Origin of the sequence: Mycobacterium persicum, from assembly GCF_002086675.1 — a bacterium.
Taxonomy (GTDB): Bacteria; Actinomycetota; Actinomycetes; order Mycobacteriales; family Mycobacteriaceae; genus Mycobacterium; species Mycobacterium persicum.
This window is the reverse complement of the sequence record NZ_MVIF01000025.1, coordinates 20,808-39,499: the sequence shown is the minus strand read 5'-3', so window position 1 is coordinate 39,499 and position 18,692 is coordinate 20,808. Positions and strand designations below refer to the sequence as shown.

Here is an 18,692-nt window from a genome sequence, read left to right as displayed (position 1 = left end):
GTGTTTACGGTGGTGTAGACACATATTCGTACTATGTTGGTCCACGATCGCGGACGTGCCGCGCAATATGTGAGAAGCCTAGCGCCCGAGTAAGTTAGGAACTAAATTGCTGCCCATGACCGCGGTCCTGGCCCCGGCGCTGCCGGCGGTGGTGGATTTTCCGCCGGTTTTCAACTCGCTGTCGCGATTGGTCATCGTCGCCGCGACCGTCCTGCACAACTGGTGCATTCATCGGGGCTCTTCGTTTCGGCGTGATTCCACCGACTGCCGACTCGTCGAGCAGCGGGAGACGGTGTCGTGACGCCATTGGTATCGGTGGTCGTGCCGGTGTACAACGGAATCGCGACGATTGATGCAACGATGCAGTCGCTTTTGGCGCAGACATTCCGCGACTTCGAACTGCTGGTTTCGGACAACATGTCCAACGACGGCACCTGGGAGGCACTGCAGCGTTACACCGTCGACCCCCGGGTCCGCTTGATCCGACACGCTTCTAACGTTGGACCAACTGTGAACTTCAAGACCGTCACCGACCTAGCCACTGGCGAATTCATCAAGGCAGTCTGTGCCGATGACGTGCTGTATCCGGACAACCTCGAGGTGCAGGTGAAAGAGCTGACGGCTCACCCTTCAGCGGTGGTGGCCGTCAGTTCCAGAGATGTTATCGATGCCACGGGCAGGATCGTGCTTCGCAACCGCGGATTGGCCGGACTCCGCGGTGAAATCGCCGGTCCTGACGCTATCCGGCGCAGCGTGCTCGCTGGCACCAACATTTTCGGCGAACCGCCGTCGGCCTTGTTCAGGCGCAGGGCCTTTGTTGACGCCGGTGGTTGGGACGTTCGCTTCCCTTTTCTCATGGATCTGGCGACCTACTGCGCGGTGCTACTTCATAGCAATGGCAGTCTTGTCGCGGTACCCCGGCCCCTCTGGGCATTTCGAATAAGCGGTGCCCAGGCGAGTGTTGGAACGCAGATACAGTCCCAGGCCGGCGAAGTGATCGGGTTCTTTCGCGCTTTGGCAGCTGAGCACCCCGGGTTGCTCGAGCACCGGTACCTGGCCGTCGGTAGCGCGCGAGCCCGTATGAACGCCCTCGGGCGCCACGTGGTGTATCGCTGGCTTGGGCGGCGAATGCGCCCCGCGCCCCCCGCTGCAGACAGCCAGCACGACGTCGACAAGACGCGTTAACCCCTTTGGGTGGAACCGAAATGGCAGACCGCTGTGGAAACGAATTCCTGCCCTTCCCTTGCCCATACACTGCCTGAGGCGACGTTTCCCCGTAGTACTGGGGGATCGAATGTGGCAGTCGGCGGTCGGCTTGGCAACTAGCACATTGCTTGTTGCCTTAGTACCGACTCATAAACGCGCTTGACTGTCACGGGAAACGGCGTGATTCCCACGCTTTGGAATTCGCGCGGAAAGTCTGTGCAAATCCTCAGGTCCCGAACGTGATAGCGCGAGGACGGGTTGGTCCCGAGTGCGATGCGGACGGAGCGGTGTGCGACCTGCTGAACCGTCCGCACGACAGTACAGACCGAGACGGGTCGTTGAGATGAGATATTGCGCAGCACCGGCTCCGAGGGCTGGTCACGCACCACATTCTCGACCAACGCGCACACCATCGCAGCGGCATCATCGACGTACAAGTAGTCGCGCAGTGTCTCCATCGGCACGAAAACGTTCAACGATTGTCGCGTGACCGCGGCTCGACATAGCTGACTGACCAGACCCTGCTGTTTCGCAAGATTCTGACCGGGCCCGGCGAGGTTTGAGAACCGCCCGATGACGAGTGGGACGCAGCCTTTAAGCGTCATCCGCAGGATCTCCTCCTGAGCGAGCTTCGTCTCGCCGTAGGGGCTCAGCGGCCGTGGCTTCGTCGACTCACTGAACGGGGGCTGAGTCGACCCGGCATAGACGCCGCCCGCGGAGGATGAGAGGAAGAACGCGCCGTTGCCAGCCGGCCGCATGTCTCGCAGCTTTGTGACGAAATGCGACATGATGCGCGTTTCCGCGGCGAGTTTGTCGGCCGTGGAACCGACCACGCCGCTGCCGGCGGCCCAGATAATCGACCAATCGTCGTTTTGGGCCGTTCGGATGAATCGCTTGAGGTCGGAATCGAGCACCTCGACCGCCGCATCGTGATCCGTCCACGGCACCGAAAGATGCGGGAACGTCGGACCGATCGCCCGCGACACGGCGCTACCGAGAAGTCCGCCACGACCGACGATCCAGGTAAGCATCCGTCAGTCCGCCGGACTGTCGAATATGTCGGCGGGATCTCGCACAATGACGTACACCGGCTTGCCCATTGCCATGGTGGCTGAAGCGGCGATGTATTCGGCGATGATCCCCAGGGCGAACAAGGTGGCCCCACCGACGACAAGCACAGCCACGAACACCGATGTCCACCCTTGCACGGTGATATCGCCGACCAACTTCTGAATCATGCTGTAGATCGCCACAGCAAAACCGAGAAGGGCGAACAAAATGCCCATCATTGACACGAAACGCAGCGGCCGGGTGCCCGAAGAGATGACGAGCCGCCAAAAATGCGACACCAGGCGACGCAGGGTGTAGGCGCTTGCAGGTCGTCCTTCTTGGCGCATCATCACCGGACAGGTCGACGGGTTGGCGACAACCCAAGAAAGAGCGACATCCAAAAACACGCCCGCGCCGGCGTAGGCTGCGACACTTCGTCCGGCCTCGCCCAGGACCAATCGGTAACTGTTGAATGCACTGGGCCCGTCAGACGACACCAAGACATGCACAAACAACCACTTCGTTATCCGAGACGCCGCGTTGCGCAACACCCCATGCGGCGGTCGATTTCTCGGCGAGGCATACACCAGCTGTGTGCGGTCCCGGTACGCCGTGTCTAGCAAGTCACCGATATAGCCCGGGTCGTGCTGCCCGTCCTCGTCCATCGTGACGATCCAGTCCCCGCCCGACGAGGTCATGCCCGCAAGTGTCGCCGGATGTTGCCCAAAGTTGCGAGACAACCACACCGGGCGCACCCATTCGTCGTGCCCAGCCAACTCACGAACGACTTCTTCACTGCCGCGAATGCCCCGGTCCCACACCAGGAGCACCTCGTCGACGCGGAACTCACGACCGTCGCGGGTTTGCTGAGTCGAACGCAGCTGCGCGAGCTCCTTCACCACACCAGGCAAAGTCGCGGCTCCGTTATAGACCGGGATCACAACGCTGACCGAATCCACACGGCCCAACTGACGGTCACCAGTCACGCGTTGCCTCCCCAACATACGGCTCCAGTGAAGTGACTGTACCGATGGATAAGCGGGAAAGTGATGCCAATTGTGGTTCTGCCTCGCGGGTCCGGCCGTCGGCTGGGAGATCGCCGGCGTAACGCCGCGCGTCCCGGTGATTACGGTCCCGGTGCCGGGCAGCCAGAGTAGACTCATGCGCTCGAAGGCGACCTGAGTGCGAGGGCGCAAGGTATCTAACCGTTGGGGGTCTTTCTTTCTTATTCGTCATCTTACGGGACAAGTATCCAAACGCTCCTGCCGATGTATTGGAGTATATGACTGCCATATTAGAAGGTAACTTGAGTTGCTCTCATGCATTAACAGATCGGCCAAGGAACTGGTTGCTTTGGTATCCTTCCAAACACAAGCGAGCACAATGAAAGCCGTAATCCTGGCCGGGGGTCTCGGTACTCGCCTGAGTGAGGAAACCACGATCCGCCCCAAACCCATGGTGGAGATCGGCGGGCGACCCATCCTGTGGCACATCATGAAACTCTACTCGCATCACGGTATTCGCGATTTTGTCGTTTGCTGTGGCTATAAGGGTTACGTCATTAAGGAATATTTCGCTAACTATTTCCTGCACATGTCGGACGTGACTTTTGATATGTCCCTCAACAAGATGGAAGTCCACCGGCACCACGCGGAACCCTGGCGGGTGACGCTGGTTGATACTGGCGACGAAACCATGACGGGTGGGCGGCTGAAGCGGGTGGCTACCTATATCCAAGATGACGAGGCGTTTTGCTTCACCTACGGTGATGGACTCAGCGACGTGAACATCGGCGCGAGCGTCGAATTCCACCGTCAGCATGGTCGTCACGCCACGGTTACGGCGGTGCTTCCGCCGGGGCGCTATGGCGCCATCGAGTGCGTAGGCAACCAAGTCACGGGCTTCGCCGAGAAGCCGCGTGGCGACGGCGGCCTGATCAACGGCGGATTTTTCGTCTTGTCTCCGGCAGTACTTGATTACATTGACGGCGATCAAGTCGCATGGGAGGGGCCACCTTTGGCTCGTCTGGCAGCCGACGGCGAAATGATGGCTTTCGAGCATTCCGGCTTCTGGCAGCCGATGGACACGCTTCGAGAGAAGAACCTGCTCGAAGAACTGTGGAGTAGCGGCAAAGCGCCGTGGAAATGCTGGCATTGAACGCATTCGGAACTGCTTATCGCGGGCGCCGGGTCCTCGTCACCGGCCACACGGGCTTCAAGGGCAGCTGGTTGTGTCTGTGGCTACATGCTCTGGGCGCTGAGGTGACCGGGCTTGCTTTGGACCCGGCGTCCGAGCCGAACCATTGGGGCCTGCTCAAGCTATCGATCAACGATCATCGCGTCGACATTCGCGATGAAGCTGCGGTCCGTGGGATCTTCGCTACTGAAAGTCCGCAGGTAGTTTTCCACTTGGCTGCTCAGCCGTTGGTGCGCCGGTCCTACCGCGAGCCAGTGGCCACCTGGGCAACCAACGTGATGGGTACCGTGCATGTACTCGAAGCTGCCCGTGCCACGCCAGATGTGCGCGCCGTGGTGGTCGTGACGACCGACAAGTGCTATGAGAATCGCGAATGGCCGTGGGCCTACCGAGAAAGAGATCGGCTGGGCGGCCACGACCCTTACAGTGCGTCCAAGGCCGGGGCCGAGTTGGCGGCGGCGAGCTACCGGACTGCCTTTCTGCAACACTCGCCGGCCCCGCTGCTCGCAACCGCTAGGGGCGGCAACGTGATTGGCGGTGGCGACTGGTCTGAGGACCGGCTGATCCCCGACTTAGTGCGCTCCGTCGTCGCCGGCGAGCGACTGGTCATTCGGTCGCCGCGCGCCACGCGCCCTTGGCAACACGTGCTCGACTGCCTCAGCGGGTATCTGCTACTGGGCCAGCGACTCCTGGCGGGCGACGAAACTTGCGCTGATGCTTGGAATTTCGGTCCCGATGAGAAAGGAAACCGTACGGTAGAGCAGGTGCTCGGTGACCTTGCTCGCACGTGGCCGCAGCTTCGGTGGCAAGAGACAACCGATCCACAGCCGCACGAGGCGGGCTTGCTGCAACTCGACAGTGCCAAGGCGAGAATGCATCTCGGGTGGCGTCCCGTCTGGGATCTTGAAAAAGCGATCTGCCACACAGCCAACTGGTATCGCCAATGGCTGGAACTTGGTGAAGTGCGAAGCGCCGACCAACTGGACGCCTACATGACCGATGCAGTCACTTCAGAACTGACGTGGGCCACGGCATGAATATCCTCGACACCCCGATCTCCGATCTCAAGATTGTGACGTCCCTGCCCCACAGTGATGCCCGCGGAGCTTTCGTCAGGCTCTTTTGCGCCAACGAACTTCAGTCCCTGCTGGGCCACCGCCAGATCGCGCAGATCAACCACTCCAGAACCAGCCATGCAGGGGCCGTGCGGGGGATGCATTTTCAAAATCCTCCGCATGCGGAAATGAAAATGGTCCGCTGCCTTCGTGGCCGGGTATGGGACGTCGCGGTGGACCTGCGGTCCGGCTCGCCGACCTTTCTTCGGTGGCACGCCCAGGAACTGGCGGCAGACGACGCGCAGATGCTGATCATCCCCGAAGGCTTCGCCCACGGCTTCCAGGTCTTGGAGCGTGACAGCGAATTGCTATACCTCCACACGGCTTTCTATCACCCGCCTTCCGAGGGCGGCCTGCGTCACGACGATCCGCGGCTTGCGATCACGTGGCCATTGCCGCCGCAAGACCTGTCACCTCGTGATCTGGCCCATCCGCTGCTGGATGCTGATTTCACCGGAGTCGCGCTGTGAAATGCCGACACTGCGGGGCACCCGTGGAACACAGTTTCGTGGACCTGGGCTTTGCGCCACCGTCCAACGCCTACCTGCATGCCGAGGACCTGCGTCACCCGGAGGTGCATTACCCCCTGCGTGTGCTGGTGTGCCACCGGTGTTGGTTGGTGCAGACCGAGGACTATGCCCGTCCCGATGAACTGTTCAGCGCCGACTATGCCTACTTCTCCAGCACCTCGAGCACCTGGCTCGAGCACGCGGCCAGCTATGCGGCCATGATCACCGAACGGCTGCAACTCGGGCCTGAGAGCTTTGTCATCGAGGTGGCCTCCAACGATGGCTACCTACTGAAGAACTTCATGGCAGCGGGGATCCCCTGCCTGGGCATCGAGCCGACGACGAGCACGGCCGATGCCGCCGAGGCACTGGGCATCCCGGTCAAGCGGGAATTCTTCGGGGAAGCCGTGGGGCATCGACTGGCCAGTGAAGGATGGTCGGCGGATCTGGTGGCGGGTAACAATGTGTACGCTCACGTGCCCGACATCAACGACTTCACCCGTGGCCTGGCCGCCGTACTTAAGCCCGAAGGCACCGTCACGCTGGAATTTCCCCATCTGATGCCGTTGATCGACCGGACCCAGTTCGACACCATCTATCACGAGCACTTCTCGTACCTGTCGCTGACGACCGTGGCGCGCATCTTTGCCGAGGCCGGCTTGCGTGTGTGGGACGTGGAAGAGTTGCCTACCCATGGCGGCAGCCTGCGAGTGTATGGCTGCCATGCTGGGGCAGCGAACTCCACCACGGACCGCGTGGCTTCGCTGCTGAGGCGGGAGGACGCCTTCGGATTGACCCGGCCCGACATCTACACAGCCTTCCAGTCTCGTGCGGATCGGGTGAAGGATGACCTCGTGGCCTTCCTCATCGAACAAAAGCGTGCTGGTCGGCGTGTGGCGGCCTACGGTGCCGCGGCGAAAGGTAATACCTTGTTGAACTACGCAGGCGTCAGGCCCGACCTGCTTCCGTACGTTTGCGATGCCGCGCAGTCCAAGCAGGGAAAATTTATGCCAGGAAGCCACATTCCCATCCATTCGCCTGAGGTGCTGCGCGAGAACCCGCCAGACGACGTGATCATTTTGCCCTGGAACATCGCCCATGAGGTGCGGACCCAGTTAGCTGACCTTGTCAACAGCGGCACACGTTTCGTGATGGCGGTACCCGAATTGAGCTTTCTGTGAAGCCCCGCATCGCTTACACCAAGCCCTCGATCACCGAGCTGGAGGTGCGCTACGCCACCGATGCCGCCGCGAACGGCTGGGGCGAGCATTGTTACGACTACATCAAGCGCTTCGAAAGCGCCTTCAAGGCACACCTCGGGGTCGAGCACGCGATCGCCACCTCGAGTTGCACCGGCGCGCTGCACATGGGTATGGCCGCGCTCGGAATAGGCCCGGGCGACGAGGTCATCATGGCCGACACCAACTGGATCGCCACGGCAGCGCCCATCGTTCATCTCGGCGCCAGACCCATTTTTGTCGACATCTTGCCCGAGAGTTGGTGCATTGACCCGGAACTGGCCGAAGCCGCCATCACTCCGCGCACCAAGGCCATTGTCGCTGTGCACTTGTATGGCAATCTTTGCGAGATGGACCGTCTCCTGGCAGTAGGTCAAAAGCACGGTATCCCGGTAATCGAGGACGCGGCCGAGGCGATTGGTTCGATTTACCACGGAAAGCGCGCCGGCTCCCTGGGTCGTTTTGGGACCTTTTCCTTTCACGGCACCAAGACGGTCACCACCGGTGAGGGCGGCATGTTCGTCACCAACGACGACAACCTGTACGAGGAAGTTCTTACGCTCAGCAACCACGGCCGCGCTCGCAGTCAGACCAAGCAGTTCTGGCCGGATATGGTGGGCTTCAAGTACAAAATGTCGAACGTCCAGGCAGCCATTGGTTGCGCGCAGATGGAGCGTGTCGATGAACTGATTGCACGAAAGCGACAGATATTTCGGGCATACAAGGGTGGGTTGGCCGGCGTGATGGGGGTATCAATGAACCCTGAGCCGGCGGGGACGCAAAATGGATTCTGGATGCCGACTGTCGTATTCGAAGAGTCGACCGGAATAACGACCGAGCGTCTTACCGCTGCATTCGCGGCCGAAAACATTGACGCCCGGGTTTTCTTTCATCCGCTATCCACGACCCCTCCGTTTGCGGGATCGCCTGGAGGCAAATGGGCCGGCAATATTTCGGGCCGTGCAATCAATGTTCCCAGTTTCCATGACATCACCGAGATCGAGCAGTGTCGAGTCGTGCAAGTTGTCCGGGAGATTTGCGTTGCATGAGAAGAGTCCGCGAGTGCTTATCGCCGGAATCGCGGGTGCCTCGCTTGGGACTGAGATTGCCAAGTCCCTCAACCATGCCGGCGGCTATGACGTACTCGGATGCGACATCTCCCCGCTTGCTTTCGGGCACTATGACGAGCGTTTCGCCTCGACATTCCTCGTCGATCGCGAAGGCTACGCTCAAAATCTGCTCGACCTTTGCGTCCGCGAGCAGGTCGACTGCATCATCGCGGGCGGCGACGAGCCGGCCATCCTCATAGGCAGAGACCACGAGCTTTTCGCGCGTGCCGGGATACGGCTCGGGCAAAACAACCCGGGGCTCACCGAGCGCCTTGCTCACAAAGGTCATTGCTTCGAGATTCTTGAGAGCGTCGGTGTCAGAACGCCCCGGACCCAAACGGTGGGTCCGGGGACCGACATCAGCGGCTTCCCGATGCCATGCATCGTAAAGCCGGCGTTGGCGAGCGGCGGCAGCGTATTTGTGTTCTTTGTCAGAAGCCATGAGGAAGCACGCCTGTACTGCACCTACCTGCACAACAATGGCCGTACCCCGTTACTCCAGGAGTATCTGCCAGAGGACAGAGGCGAGTTCACGGTCGGCGTTCTTTCGTTGCCCGACGGCAGCTGCGCCGGAGCGATAGCCCTCAAGCGGGCGTTTCACAGCAAGCTTTCCGTCTCTATGCGTGGCCCGGATTTCCTCATCTCGAGCGGATATAGCCAAGGTCTGATCGACGAGTATCCGGCCATCTGCGAGACCGCCGAACTGATCGCCCGGCGCCTCGGCAGCACCGGCCCGTTGAACATCCAGGGGCGCGTCGCCGCCGACGGCGCGTTCGTTCCCTTCGAAATCAACGCCCGGTTCTCCGCCAGCACTTACTTGAGGACACTGGCGGGCTTCAACGAGGTCGATTGGTACGTCCGACACCTTCTCGGCCTGGCGCCGCCGGGTGCACTCGGCATCATCCCGGGATGGTATTTGCGAACGCTGAGCGAGGTCGCCGTTCCGCTCGGGCAGGTGGTGAAATGATCCGATGGATCGTCCAAGGCCGACTGGGGACCGCGCCGGGTGACAGCATCGCGCATGGCGGCCCGTATCACGTGGTTGATACCAGAGCCATGGTCGACAAGCGCGGCAACTCGGCTGATGAGCTGCTCGCCACGATCCGCGAGGGCGTCGCGGAGCTCGAGCGTGGCGGCTCCGTCGTGGTCGTCTGCGATTTCGGCGTGTCTCGCAGCAACACGATCGCGGCCGGCATTCTCGCCGAATGGCGTGGCATGGAATTTGACGCGGCGGTGGCCCAGGTCATCGCGACGACCGGAGAGCAGGCCGTCAAGCTTGAGATGGTTGACTCGCTGCGCGCGGTACTGCGCAAGTCTGCCACGTCGGTCCGCCAGGACGGCATCCTTATCACCGGCGGCAGCGGCTTTCTGGGCACTGCCCTGCGTGACCGCCTCGCTGATTCACATCGTGTCGTCGCGCCCGACCGTGCGACGGTAGACCTACTAGGTCCCGTAGTTCACCTTGACCGCTATTGCCGCGACAACGAAATAGGAAAGATCATTCATCTCGCCTACCCGCGGATCTACACCAACAACGATGCTATGGGCCAGAGCCTGACCATACTGCGGGGGATTCTCGACGTCTGCAAATCGCTCGGAATTCACCTTGTCCTACCGTCAGGCGCCGTGGTGTTCTCGGCCTACAGGTCGAGCTCGATGATTGCGGACGTCAACACAACGATGCGTCCTCGGGGGGTATACGGCGAAACAAAATTTCTCGAAGAAGTCCTCGTACAAAATGCGCGGGCCAACGGTGAAGTCAATTCCACTGTCGTTCGAATCTCACCGACTTTTGGTCCGCAAAGCTTGCGGCCACGCTTGATAAGGTTCGCGCATCTCCGCCTGAAAGAAGGACGACCGATCGTGACCCACCGCTATCGCAACGGGTTGCCTAGCCTGCAGCTGCTCTATATTGATGACGCTGTGGAGGGGCTTGCCAGAATTATCGAAAAGAAACGAAACGCTCCGATCTATCATCTGGGTGGCAATTTCTTTCATGAACCGCGCGAAATCATCGGCAAAATAGGTGAGATCCTCGGGTGCCATGCTGCGATCGAGGAGACGAACATCGATGACGACGTTGCGAACGTTTTCCTTGATTGGTCAGCAACGGAGAAAGAATTGGGCTGGCGGCCGACGACCACCCTAAGTGACGGGCTGCGCCGCACGCTTGCGTGCGCCGCTTCACCCGAAATACAGACCGGAAAAGGTGAGTAATGGATAACCGCTTTTCGATGCTCGACGCGCGCACACAAACCTCCGCAGATGAGCAATACGCCACGAGAATCCAGGAATTCTTCAGCGCCGGCGAAGGTGACATTCTCGCCAAACTGAAGAACTTCGCGAAGTTCGTTCCGCGCCAAACAATGGCGACGTTCCTGGCCAAGAACGAGATCTTCAAGCAAATCGTGGATGTTCACGGCCATATCATTGAGTGTGGCGTCTTCATGGGGGGCGGCTTGATGACGTGGGCGCAGCTCTCGGCGATCTACGAGCCCTACAATCACACACGACGAATCGTGGGGTTCGACACTTTCGCCGGTTTTCCCAGCCTCGCGGATCAAGACGCAACTACCGAGGACGCGAGTCTGTCATTCGCCAAAGTCGGTGGCTTGGCGGTTCAAGGCATCGAGGACGACATTCGGCACGCAGTCTCGTTGTACGACCTCAATCGTCCACTGGGGCATATCGATCGAGTCGAACTCGTCAAGGGTGACGCACAACAGACGATCCCTGCGTATCTGTCAGACAACCAGCACACGGTGGTTGCGCTTCTCTACCTCGACTTTGATCTGTTCGAACCGACCCTGGCGGCGATCAGGACTTTCCTGCCCAGAATGCCCAAAGGTGCCGTACTCGCTTTCGACGAGCTCAACCAAAAATACTGGCCCGGCGAAACCCTTGCCGTACTGGAGTCGGCCGGGATCAGGAATCTCCGTATCAGGCGCTTTCCTTTTACGCCGCAAATTTCCTATGCGGTGCTGGACTGACACACGGACGCGGCACGGCAGGCAGCCAACGCTTCGAAGTCAGGTGCGCCGCCGTGCACCCACCACTTGTGGGCGAAAAGTGTCGCGAATGTATCTGCGGAGGTACTCCAAAATACATTGCCTCTTGCACTTTCGCGGCGCCTATACTCCCGCTGTCGCTGTGAGCCGGGCGCATCGAGTGCCCCGCCGACGGAGTAATTGCCGTAGCAATTATGCCGCCGGTAGACCTCACACCGCCGGCGATGCCACACAGGCGTACTGCAGGAAAACCCCGTCGGCGAAGAACCCCCCGCTCAGCACGATGAACAACGCGCCAAAGGGCCCCACAAAAGGGTTGATGCCTTTGATGCGCTGGATGGCATAGCCCGCGTCCTCGAACATCCGCACGATGCTGCCCCGTGTGAAGAAGCGCAAGTGGGTGCGGTCGAAGATGCCAAAGTCCTCTTGGGGGAAGTCTCTTCGGAACACCACCTTGCCCAGCGCGGGCAGGTAGCGGATGTTGGGAATCGAGGCGACAACGACGCCTTGAGGCTTGAGTTTGCCCCGAAGCTGCGTCAGCGTCTCGAGCGGATTGACCAGGTGCTCCAATAGGTCATTACAGACGATCGCGTCGAAGTAGCCGTCAGGCAGCTCGGCAATCCGCTCATTCGCGTCTCCGGCCAGCACATGGTCGAGGATGGCGCCGGCGCGTCGGGCCGCTTCCTCGTTGTACTCGATGCCCCAGACCTCCGCGCTCCGGCTTTTCTTGAGTTGGGCGCTGAAAACTCCTTGCCCGCATCCAAGTTCGAGCACGCGTTGCGCATCGGCCGGGATGAACTTCAGCATCTCCGGCCGTTTGTGGCCGTAGTACTCGGTGACGCTTTTGGATTCCGGCAAGATTCGCATCACTCAGCCACCTCGCAGGACGAACTATCCTGGGCCGCAGCTCTTCTCAGCGGCATCACGAAGACGTGGTGGCTTCTTCCGGGGCCAACTGGTTGAACAGGTGGTCGGCCAGACCGCGCACAGTGGTGATGTCGGTGGAGCTGATCCGTATCCCCGTCTCCGACTGGACGCGGGTGCGCAGTTCCAGGTTGCCCAGCGAGTCGAGTCCGTACTCGGAGAGTTGACGGTCCGGATCGATGGTGCGCCGCAGGATCAGGCTGACCTGCTCGGAGACCAGGCGGCGCAGCAGGCCCGGCCATTCCTCCACCGGCACGGAAGCCAGCTCGTTGCGGAATTTGCTTGAACCCGAACGCCCTTGCTCCGATGCCTTGAACGCCTCGGCGAACTTGCTTCGCTCCGCGAACGCGGCTAGCCATGGCACGCCGACGGTGGGGGAGTAGCCGGTGTAGGCGCGGTCGTGACGGAGCATCGCCTCGAACGCGTAGGCGCCTTCCTCGGGAGCGATCGCGGCATCGGTGCTCTCCGCCAGCGCGATGGCGCGCCCGATCTCGGCCCAGGCACCCCAGGCGATCGAGGTGGCGGGCAGACCTTGCAACTGCCGCCAATGGGTGAAGGCATCCAACCAGCTGTTGGCCGCCGCATAGGCGCCCTGGCCCGGCGAGCCCAGCATCGCCGCCGCCGACGAGAACGAGCAGAACCAGTCCAGCGGCTGATCGACGGTGGCCTGGTGCAGCTGCCAGGCACCATACACCTTGGGCGCCCAGTCCCGGTCGAGCAACTCGTCGCTGATGTTGGTCAGGGTGGCGTCCTCGACCACGGCAGCCGCGTGGAGCACACCGCGCAGCGGGAGTCCGGTGGCCGTGGCGTTGGCCACCAGCCGCTCCGCGGCGCCGGCCTGGGCGATGTCGGCGCACTCCACCACCACATCGGATCCGATCGAGCGGATGAGTTCGATTGTCTCCAAAGCCTTTTGGCTGGGCGCAGACCGGGAGCTGAGTACGATTCGCCCGGCGCCGGCGGTGGCCATCTTCTCGGCCAGGAACAGTCCCAGGCCGCCCAGGCCACCGGTGATGATGTAGGAGCCGTCACCACGGAAGACCGGCACCTGCTGGGGCGGCAAGACCACGCTGCTGCTCCCGGCACGCGGAATATCGAGGATGAGCTTGCCCGTGTGGTCGGCGGCACCCATCACCCGGATCGCGGTGGCAGCATCGGCCAACGGGTAATGGGTGCTCTCGGGCATCGGCAGCGTGCCGTCGGCGGTCAGCCGGTACACCGTGCTCAACAGCTCGCGGATGTACTGCGGATGGGTGAGCGACATCATTCCCAGGTCGACACCGTAGAAGGACAGGTTGCGCCGGAACGGGAAGAGGCCCATCTTGGTGTCGCCGTAGATGTCACGCTTGCCGATCTCGACGAAACGCCCTCCCCACGAAAGCAATTCCAGCCCGGCTCGCTGAGCCGCGCCGGTCAGTGAGTTGAGCACGATGTCGACGCCGTAGCCGTCGGTGTCGCGGCGGATCTGCTCGGCGAAGTCGATGCTGCGCGAGTCGTAGACGTGGTGAATCCCCATGTCGCGCAACAATTGCCGGCGTTTCGGACTGCCCGCGGTCGCGTAGATCTCGGCTCCCGCCGCGCCGGCGATCGCAATCGCGGCCTGGCCGACGCCGCCGGTTCCGGAGTGGATGAGCACCTTGTCACCGGCCTTGATCCGGGCCAGGTCGTGCAGCCCGTACCAGGCGGTGGCGTGCGCGGTGGTCACGGCCGCTGCCTGGGCGTCGGTCAGGCCCTGCGGAATCGGTGTGGCCAGGTTCGCGTCGCAGGTGACAAATGTTGCCCAGCAGCCGTGGGGTGACATGCCGCCGACGTGGTCACCGACCTGGTGCGTCGTGACGTCGGGCCCGACGGCAGTGACCACACCCGCGAAATCGGTGCCCAGCTCCGGCATCCGGCCGTCCGGAGAGTTGTAGCGACCGAATGTGACCAGGACATCGGCGAAGTTGATGCTGGACGCCGTGACCGCGACTTCAATCTCGCCGGGCCCCGGCGTAACCCGGTCGAAGGCAACGAATTCCATGGTCTGTAGATCGCCCGGGGTACGGATCTGCAGGCGCATGCCGGCGGATTCGTAATTCACCACGGTCGCCTTGCGCTCTTCGGGACGCAACGGCGCGGGCGACAAGCGTGCGGTGTGCCACTCGTCGTTTCGCCAGGCAGTCTCGTCTTCTTCCGAGCCGGACAGCAGTTGGCGCGCTACGTGTTCGGCGTGGGTGTGCTCGTCGACATCGATGTGGGTGGTGTGCAGGTGTGGATGCTCGGCACCGACGACCCGCAACAGACCTCGCAGCCCGGCCTGCTCGAGGTTGGGGCTGTCTGCGGCGAGCACGGTCTGCGCATTACGGGTTACCACAAACAAGCGAGGGGCCTCGCCCATGATTTCGGGCAGCTCGCGGGTGATCCGCACCAGGTGCCGGACGCACTCGACGCCGCGGACCGCGCTCTTCTCGTCGCGATCGCCGTTGTCCGGCGCGGTCAGGATGACCACGTTGTGAAAACCGCCGGCATTGAGCTGGTTTCGCAGCCGTTCGGCGGCCCCGGCATGGTCGGTGTGTTCCGGCCAGCTCATGGTTGCGCACTGCGCGCCGTGCGACTTCAACGCGTCGGTCAACTCGGTCGCCAATAGGTCCGCAACGTCGGTGGTGCTGATCAGCAGCCACGTTCCGGCGTCGGCGAGGTCCGGCTCGGGCAGCTCACGCTGTTGCCATTCGATGGTCAGCAGCCGCTCGCCGAGTACCCGATCCCGGTTGCCTTGCTCGGAAACCCCTGTGCCGAGCCGTAGCCCACGCACGGCCACCAGCACGGTCCCGTGCTCGTCGAGCACGTCGAGGTCCGCGTCTACCCCGGCGGCGTCGACGTTTGTCACCCGCGCATAGCAGTAGTGGGCATTTCGAGTGGAGGCGTAGGCACGGATCCGGCCTACACCCAGTGGCAACATCAGACCGCCGTTGCCCGCGACCTGCACGTCGGGGTGAGCCCCGACGGCCTGGAAACAGGCATCCAACAGGGCGGGGTGGATGGCATAAGCCCGCTGCTGTGACCGCATCGCGCCGGGCAGCGAGACCTCGGCCAGCACCGTGCTGACAGCCCCGTCGGCAATGTGCGCGGCGCCCAGTCCGGTGAAGGCGGGACCGTATTGCACGCCGTGCTCATCGAACCGTTCCCGTAGTTCGGTCCCCTCCTCGGTGCGCAGGTGGCCGGCCAACAAGCCGGGGACGTCGTAGGCGGGCGGCTGGTCCTCGTCCTCGACGACGTGCAGCACCGCCGCGCCGCGCCGGATCGACCCGCCCTCCTGGAAGGTCTCCACCACGAAGTCGACGACCCCGGGCGATTTCACCGATCCGACCACCGACAACGGGGTTTCTTCATCCAGCAGCAGCATCTGCTCGAAGCGCATGTCGCGGACTTCGGACGCCTCGCCGAGGATGGTGCGAGCTGCCGCCAACGCCATCTCACAATACGCAGCGCCCGGAAGCGCTGGGGCACTGTGGATTTGGTGGTCAGCCAACCAGGGCAGCGCCTCGGTGCCGACATCGGTCTGCCACACATGCCGCTCCGGTTCCTCCGGCAGCCGCACATGAGCTCCCAGCAGCGGGTGCACGACCACCGACGAGCCGCCTTGGGTCTGGTGGTCGTGACCGGCGCGGTTCAACAACAGCGATCGGTGCGTCCACGTCGGCAGCGGTGCTTCCACGAGCTGCCCGCTGGGGTAGAACACGGAGAAGTCCACCGCGGCGCCCGCGCTGTGCAGATCTGCCAGCAGGCCGCGCAGCCCGTGCGGCAGCGGCTGCTCGCGCCGCATGCCGGCCAACGCCGCCACCGGTATGTCGAGGCTCTCGGCCGTTTTTTCCACGGCACGGGTCAGCAGTGGATGCGGCGCCAGTTCGGCGAAGACCCGGAAGCCGTCCTCGAGCGCCGCTTGCACCGCCGCGCCGAAGCGCACCGTGTGGCGCAGATTGTCCACCCAGTAGTTGGCATCGCAGTACGGTTCCTCGCGCGGGTCGAACAGTGTCGCGGAATAGTAGGGCACTTCCGGCGTCAGCGGCTCGAGATCGGCCAGAATCTCGTACAGGTCGTCGAGGATCGGGTCCACCTGTGGGGAGTGCGACGCGACGTCGACGGCCACCTCACGGGCCATCACCTCGCGCTGCTCCCACGCCGCGACGAGCTCGCGAACGGCCTCGGTGGCGCCGCCGATCACCGTCGACTGCGGCGAAGCGACGACCGCGACCACGACGTCGTTGACGCCGCGGGCCATCAGTTCGGAAAGCACTTGCTGGGCAGGCAGTTCCACCGAGGCCATGGCTCCGGAACCGGAGATGCGGGTCATCAGCCGGGAGCGGCGGCAGATGACCTTCGCCCCGTCTTGAAGTGACAGCGCGCCCGCCGCGACGGCCGCCGCCGACTCTCCGAGCGAGTGCCCGATAACTGCGCCGGGGCGCACCCCGTAGGACTTCATGGTGGCGGCCAGCGCCACCTGCATGGCGAACAGCGTCGGCTGCACCCGGTCGATTCCGGTCACGGTCTCCGGTGCGGTCATCGCTTCGGTCACCGAGAATCCGGACTCCTGCGCGATCAACGGCTCCAGCTCCGCGATGGTTGCGGCGAAAACCGGTTCGTTGGCGAACAGGTCGGCGCCCATCGCCGCCCACTGTGAACCTTGGCCGGAGAATATCCATACCGGGCCCCGGTCGTCCTGCCCGACGGCGGCTTGGTAGGGGGTCTCGTCGTCGGCGATCTCGCGTAAGGCCGCGGAAAGCTCCGCCGCACCCCTGGCCAGCACCGACGTCCGCACCGGGCGATGACTGCGCCGCCGGGCCAGGGTGTAGGCCAGGTCCGACACCGACGACCATTCCGGGCCCTGCGCATCGACCCAGTCCGCGAGCCGCCCGGCCGTCTGCCGCAATGCGTCGGCTGACGTCGCCGACAGCGGGAAGATCAGCTCGCCTTCAGCCGGGGTGGTCGGCACGTCGTCGTGAGCAGTGATTTCGGGTGCCTGCTCGACGATGGCATGCACGTTCGTCCCGGATATGCCGTACGACGACACCGCCGCACGTCGTAGCTGCTCACCATTCGTGGGCCACGGCGTGATGTCCTGTGGCACAAAGAGTTTGGTGTTGATTCGGGCCATATCGTCCGGCAGCCGGGTGAAGTGCAGGTTTCGCGGAACCACACCGTGCTGCAGCGCGAGAATTGCCTTCATCAGCCCGAGTGCCCCGGCGGCCGCTTGGGTGTGTCCGAAATTGGGCTTTGCCGATGTCAGCGCGCAGGGCCGGTCGATGCCGTACACCTCAGCCAGACTTTCGTATTCGATGGGGTCACCTACGGGGGTGCCGGTGCCGTGCGCCTCTACCAGGCCGACGCTGCCCGGCTCCACTCCGGCCGCGGCCAGCGCCGCGCGGTACACCATCGACTGGGCCTGCACCGACGGCGTCGCGATGCTGACCGTGTGGCCGTCCTGGTTGGCGGCCGTTCCGCGGACGACGGCCAGAATTTGGTCGCCGTCGCGCAGTGCGTCCGGCAACCGCTTGAGCAACAGCACCACCGAGCCCTCGCCGGACACGAAGCCGTCCGCCGCGGCGTCGAATGCGTGGCAATGTCCGGTGGGCGACAACATATTCTGCGCCGACGCCGAGGCGAACCTGCGCGGTTCCATCATCACGTAGACGCCAGCCGCGAAGGCCAGATCGCTTTCGCCGTCGGTGAGGCTGCGGCAGGCCAGGTGGGTTGCGAACAAGCTGGACGAGCATGCGGTGTCCACCGTGACCGCGGGCCCGTGCAACCGCAGAGCATAGGAAATCCGTCCCGACGCAAAGCAGGAGTTGGTTCCGGTGTTGCCGTACGGCCCGTCGAAAGCCTCCGCGTCAATGTGCACGAACTGGTAGTCGCCGTGATTGAGACCGACGAAGACGCCGGTGAGCGACTCGGCCATCTTCTCCGGTGTCAGACCGGCGTGTTCCATGGCCTCCCAGGCGGTTTCCAGAAGCAAGCGGTGTTGCGGGTCGATCGCTGTTGCTTCCTTTTCGGTGATCCCGAAGAACTCGGGGTCGAAGTCGCCGACGTTGTCGAGGAAGGAACCCCACTTGCAGACGGTCCGGCCGGGCACGCCGGGCTCGGGGTCGTAGTATTCGTCGGCGTCCCAGCGGTCAGCGGGAACCTCGGTGACCGTGTCGTCTCCCCGTAATAACGCCTCCCACAGCTTTTTCGGGGAGTCGACTCCTCCAGGAAGCCGGCATGCCATCCCGATCACAGCCACCGGAGTCACACCTGGTTCGTTCACCGCCGTCACCTCTTCTTTTCCCCCTGTCTCAAGGAGACTTCATCGAATGTCGATCCG

The 18,692-nt window shown here is 62.8% G+C and carries 14 protein-coding genes; 10 read left to right on the top strand and 4 right to left on the bottom strand.

Annotation, left to right across the window (positions count from 1 at the left end):
* The first annotated feature begins 115 nt into the window (after positions 1-115).
* Both BST40_RS10795 and BST40_RS10790 read left to right on the top strand, forming a co-directional pair.
* On the top strand, positions 116-301 hold the full coding sequence (locus BST40_RS10795; protein WP_075546114.1) for a hypothetical protein: 186 nt from the start codon (positions 116-118) through the stop codon (positions 299-301).
* Positions 298-1,185: a glycosyltransferase family 2 protein gene (locus BST40_RS10790; protein ID WP_075546115.1), complete on the top strand. Its 888-nt coding sequence runs from the start codon at positions 298-300 to the stop codon at positions 1,183-1,185. Before BST40_RS10795 ends, BST40_RS10790 begins: the two co-directional genes overlap by 4 nt.
* Positions 1,186-1,322: 137 nt before the next feature.
* Here the strand turns inward: BST40_RS10790 and BST40_RS10785 are convergent, their stop codons facing one another.
* Positions 1,323-2,237 carry an NAD-dependent epimerase/dehydratase family protein gene (locus BST40_RS10785; RefSeq protein WP_075546116.1) on the bottom strand — a complete coding sequence of 305 codons (915 nt, stop codon included), beginning with the start codon at positions 2,235-2,237 and terminating at the stop codon, positions 1,323-1,325.
* Positions 2,238-2,240: 3 nt separating this feature from the next.
* On the bottom strand, positions 2,241-3,242 hold the full coding sequence (locus tag BST40_RS10780) for a glycosyltransferase (protein ID WP_240316633.1): 1,002 nt from the start codon (positions 3,240-3,242) through the stop codon (positions 2,241-2,243).
* Between the two features lie 397 nt (positions 3,243-3,639).
* Between BST40_RS10780 and rfbF the strand changes: the two genes are divergently transcribed.
* The 8 genes from rfbF to BST40_RS10740 are packed head-to-tail and all read left to right on the top strand — an operon-like array spanning position 3,640 to position 11,413.
* Positions 3,640-4,413: a glucose-1-phosphate cytidylyltransferase gene (gene rfbF, locus BST40_RS10775; RefSeq protein WP_075546118.1), complete on the top strand. Its 774-nt coding sequence runs from the start codon at positions 3,640-3,642 to the stop codon at positions 4,411-4,413.
* A complete protein-coding gene (rfbG, locus tag BST40_RS10770) occupies positions 4,401-5,489 on the top strand; it encodes a CDP-glucose 4,6-dehydratase (protein WP_240316760.1) in 1,089 nt (362 codons plus the stop codon). Before rfbF ends, rfbG begins: the two co-directional genes overlap by 13 nt.
* Entirely contained in the window at positions 5,486-6,037 is a 552-nt protein-coding gene (locus BST40_RS10765) for a dTDP-4-dehydrorhamnose 3,5-epimerase family protein (protein ID WP_075546230.1), read from the top strand. Before rfbG ends, BST40_RS10765 begins: the two co-directional genes overlap by 4 nt.
* Positions 6,034-7,257 (top strand): class I SAM-dependent methyltransferase, encoded by a 1,224-nt coding sequence (locus BST40_RS10760; protein WP_075546120.1) that lies wholly within the window; start codon positions 6,034-6,036, stop codon positions 7,255-7,257. Before BST40_RS10765 ends, BST40_RS10760 begins: the two co-directional genes overlap by 4 nt.
* Positions 7,254-8,363, top strand: coding sequence for a DegT/DnrJ/EryC1/StrS family aminotransferase (locus tag BST40_RS10755; protein WP_075546121.1), 1,110 nt, complete (start codon positions 7,254-7,256; stop codon positions 8,361-8,363). Before BST40_RS10760 ends, BST40_RS10755 begins: the two co-directional genes overlap by 4 nt.
* A gap of 13 nt (positions 8,364-8,376) precedes the next feature.
* A complete protein-coding gene (locus BST40_RS10750; RefSeq protein ID WP_198929513.1) occupies positions 8,377-9,390 on the top strand; it encodes an ATP-grasp domain-containing protein in 1,014 nt (337 codons plus the stop codon).
* Positions 9,387-10,640 carry an NAD-dependent epimerase/dehydratase family protein gene (locus tag BST40_RS10745; protein WP_158084007.1) on the top strand — a complete coding sequence of 418 codons (1,254 nt, stop codon included), beginning with the start codon at positions 9,387-9,389 and terminating at the stop codon, positions 10,638-10,640. Before BST40_RS10750 ends, BST40_RS10745 begins: the two co-directional genes overlap by 4 nt.
* On the top strand, positions 10,640-11,413 hold the full coding sequence (locus BST40_RS10740; RefSeq protein ID WP_075546124.1) for a TylF/MycF/NovP-related O-methyltransferase: 774 nt from the start codon (positions 10,640-10,642) through the stop codon (positions 11,411-11,413). The genes BST40_RS10745 and BST40_RS10740 overlap by 1 nt, the downstream gene beginning before the upstream one ends.
* Before the next feature lie 228 nt (positions 11,414-11,641).
* On the opposite strand, the gene BST40_RS10735 is transcribed toward BST40_RS10740, so the two are convergent.
* Together BST40_RS10735 and pks2 are read right to left on the bottom strand one after the other, a co-directional pair.
* On the bottom strand, positions 11,642-12,298 hold the full coding sequence (locus BST40_RS10735; RefSeq protein ID WP_075546125.1) for a class I SAM-dependent methyltransferase: 657 nt from the start codon (positions 12,296-12,298) through the stop codon (positions 11,642-11,644).
* Between the two features lie 55 nt (positions 12,299-12,353).
* On the bottom strand, positions 12,354-18,635 hold the full coding sequence (gene pks2 / locus BST40_RS10730) for a sulfolipid-1 biosynthesis phthioceranic/hydroxyphthioceranic acid synthase (protein ID WP_083154233.1): 6,282 nt from the start codon (positions 18,633-18,635) through the stop codon (positions 12,354-12,356).
* Between the last annotated feature and the right edge of the window lie 57 nt (positions 18,636-18,692).

Coding starts and splice junctions, on each gene's coding strand:
- BST40_RS10795 (WP_075546114.1), top strand. CDS start 116: ATGACCGCGGTCCTGGCCCCGGCGCTGCCGGCGGTGGTGGATTTTCCG.
- BST40_RS10765 (WP_075546230.1), top strand. CDS start 5,486: ATGAATATCCTCGACACCCCGATCTCCGATCTCAAGATTGTGACGTCC.
- BST40_RS10740 (WP_075546124.1), top strand. CDS start 10,640: ATGGATAACCGCTTTTCGATGCTCGACGCGCGCACACAAACCTCCGCA.
- rfbF (WP_075546118.1), top strand. CDS start 3,640: ATGAAAGCCGTAATCCTGGCCGGGGGTCTCGGTACTCGCCTGAGTGAG.
- rfbG (WP_240316760.1), top strand. CDS start 4,401: ATGCTGGCATTGAACGCATTCGGAACTGCTTATCGCGGGCGCCGGGTC.
- BST40_RS10785 (WP_075546116.1), bottom strand. CDS start 2,237: ATGCTTACCTGGATCGTCGGTCGTGGCGGACTTCTCGGTAGCGCCGTG.
- BST40_RS10745 (WP_158084007.1), top strand. CDS start 9,387: ATGATCCGATGGATCGTCCAAGGCCGACTGGGGACCGCGCCGGGTGAC.
- BST40_RS10735 (WP_075546125.1), bottom strand. CDS start 12,298: ATGCGAATCTTGCCGGAATCCAAAAGCGTCACCGAGTACTACGGCCAC.